Genomic DNA, 3,318 nt, shown 5'->3' on the forward strand with positions numbered 1-3,318 from the left:
TAGCCGAGCGAGAACCGGGCGCCGCGGTACTTCAGCGCGAACATGTCCTCGACATCGACCGGATCCTCGCCGCCGAATCCGAGCTCGGCGCGGACCCGGGCGTGCCAGTACTCGGCGAGGGCTTCGGCCAACTGGACGGACAGGCCGTGCAGTTCGAGGTAGTCGCGGTAGGAGTCGGCCTCGAACAGCTTGGCCGTCGCCTCGCCGATCCTCGAGCCGACGGTGACCACCTGCAGTCCGACCACGTCACTCTCGCCGGACTCCTCGGGGCGGAAGAAGTCCGCCAGGCACAGCCGGCGCCCGCGGCGCTGGCGCGGGAAGGAGAAACGGGTGCGCTCGGAGCCGTCCTCGTTGAGCAGGATCAGGTCGTCGCCCTTGGACACGCACGGGAAGTAGCCGTAGACGACGGCCGCCTCCAGCAGGTTCTGCGTGTGCAGCTGGTCCAGCCAGCCCCGCAGCCGCGGCCGGCCCTCCGACTCCACCAGTTCCTCGTACGAGGGGCCGTCGCCGGCGCGCGCCTGCTTGAGGCCCCACTGGCCCTTGAACAGTGCGCCCTCGTCCAGCCAGGACGCGTACTCCTTGAGCTGGATGCCCTTGACGACGCGTGTGCCCCAGAACGGCGGCGCCGGGACCGGGTTGTCGATCGCGACGTCCGAACGGGCGGCACCGTCTTCGGGACGCTCCTCCACGACCGCGCTCGCCGTGGCGCGCACACGGCGCTGCTTCAGCTGCGGCAGGGACGCTCCGGGGACGCCGCGTTTGACGGCGATGAGTGCGTCCATCAGCCGCAGGCCCTCGAACGCGTCGCGTGCGTAGCGGACTTCGCCCTGGTAGATCTCGTGCAGGTCCTGTTCGACATAGGCGCGGGTCAGAGCCGCGCCGCCGAGGATGACGGGGAAGTCGGCAGCCAGGGAACGCTGGTTGAGCTCCTCCAGGTTCTCCTTCATGATCACCGTGGACTTCACCAGCAGACCCGACATACCGATCACATCGGCCCGGTGCTCCTGCGCCGCCTCCACGATCGCCGACACCGGCTGCTTGATACCAAGATTGACCACGTTGTAGCCGTTGTTGGACAAAATGATGTCCACCAGGTTCTTACCGATATCGTGCACATCACCACGCACCGTGGCCAGCACGATCGTGCCCTTGCCCTCGGCATCCGACTTCTCCATGTGCGGCTCGAGGTAGGCCACCGCATTCTTCATCACCTCGGCGGACTGCAGCACGAACGGCAACTGCATCTGCCCCGACCCGAACAGCTCACCGACGACCTTCATGCCCTCCAGCAGCGTGTCATTGACAATCTCCAGCGCCGGACGGCCCGCAAGCGCCTCGTCGAGATCAGCCTCCAGACCGTTCTTCTCACCATCGATGATCCGCCGCTTCAAACGCTCCTCCAACGGCAGCGCCAGCAGCTCCTCCGCCTTGCCGGCCTTCATCGACTTGGTGTTGACCCCCTCGAACAGCGCCATCAGCTTCTGCAGCGGGTCATACCCCTCACGACGCCGGTCATGGATCAGATCCAGAGCCGTGGTCACCTGCTCCTCATCGAACCGCGCGATCGGCAGAATCTTCGACGCATGCACGATCGCCGAATCCAGCCCCGCCTTCACACACTCGTCCAGGAACACCGAGTTCAGCAAAATCCGCGCCGCCGGATTGAGACCGAAGGAAATATTCGACAACCCCAGCGTCGTCTGCACCTGCGGGCGACGGCGCTTCAGCTCACGAATCGCCTCGATCGTGGCAATCCCGTCCTTGCGCGACTCCTCCTGACCCGTACAAATCGTGAACGTCAGAGTGTCGATGAGAATGTCGGACTCATGAATGCCCCAATTACCCGTCAGATCCTCGATCAACCGCTCCGCGATGGCGACCTTCGTCTCCACCGTCCGCGCCTGACCCTCCTCATCGATCGTCAGCGCGATCAACGCCGCACCATGCTCCCGCGCAAGCCTGGTGACCCTGGCGAACCGGGACTCGGGCCCGTCCCCGTCCTCGTAGTTCACCGAGTTGATGACCGCCCGGCCCCCCAGCTTCTCCAACCCGGCCCGCAACACCTCCACTTCCGTCGAGTCCAGCACCACCGGCAGCGTGGACGCCGTCGCGAACCGGCCCGCCAGCTCCTCCATGTCCGCCACACCGTCACGCCCGACATAGTCCACACACAAGTCCAGCATGTGCGCACCCTCACGGATCTGATCCCGCGCGATCTCCACACAGTCGTCCCAGCGGCCCTCGAGCATCGCCTCCCGGAACTTCTTCGACCCGTTCGCGTTCGTCCGCTCACCGATCGCCATATACGCAGTGTCCTGACGGAACGGCACCGTCTGATACAACGACGCCGCACCCGGCTCCGGACGCGGCTCACGGACCGTCCGCTCCACGCCCCGCACCCGCTCCACCACCTGGCGCAGATGCTCCGGCGTCGTACCGCAGCAACCCCCCACCAACGACAACCCGTACTCACGCACGAACATCTCCTGCGCATCCGCCAGCTCGCTCGCCGACAGCGGGTAATGCGCCCCGTCCTTGCCCAGCACCGGCAGGCCGGCATTCGGCATGCACAACAGCGGCACCCTCGAATGACGGGCCAGATAACGCAGATGCTCGCTCATCTCCGCCGGACCGGTCGCACAGTTCAGACCGATCATGTCGATCCCCAACGGCTCCAGCGCGGTCAGCGCCGCACCGATCTCCGACCCGAGCAGCATCGTGCCCGTCGTCTCCACCGTCACCGAACAGATCACCGGAAGACTCGCCCCACCGACCTCCATGGCCCGCCGCGCACCCAGAATCGCCGCCTTGGTCTGCAACAGATCCTGCGTCGTCTCCACCAGCAGCGCATCCGCACCACCCGCGATCAAGCCCTCAGCGTTCTGCTGGTACGCATCCCGCAGCGTCACATACGCCACATGCCCCAGCGTCGGCAGCTTCGTACCCGGCCCCATCGACCCCAGCACCCACCGCTGCCGCCCCGTCGACACCGTGAACCCGTCCGCCACCTCACGCGCGATCCGCGCCCCCAACTCCGACAGCTCGAAAACCCGCTCCGCAATGTCGTACTCCGACAGCGCCGCAAAGTTCGCACCGAACGTGTTCGTCTCGACACAGTCCACCCCGACCGCGAAATACTCCTCATGCACCGACCGCACAATGTCCGGCCGCGTCACATTCAGGATCTCGCTGCAGCCCTCCAGATCCTGGAAGTCCTCCAGCGTCGGATCCTGAGCCTGGAGCATCGTGCCCATCGCACCATCGGCAACGACGACACGCGTGGCCAGCGCTTCACGCAGCGCTTCGATCCGGGTCCGG

1 protein-coding gene is annotated in these 3,318 nt (G+C 66.0%); it reads right to left on the minus strand.

Annotated features, from left to right (window positions below; genetic code table 11):
* Positions 1 to 3,318: methionine synthase (gene metH, locus ACFYWI_RS38345; RefSeq protein WP_389240795.1), on the minus strand; the 3,318-nt coding region annotated here is incomplete at both ends.

Origin of the sequence: Streptomyces sp. NPDC002889, assembly GCF_042888425.1 — a bacterium.
In the GTDB taxonomy this organism is placed as follows: Bacteria; Actinomycetota; Actinomycetes; order Streptomycetales; family Streptomycetaceae; genus Streptomyces.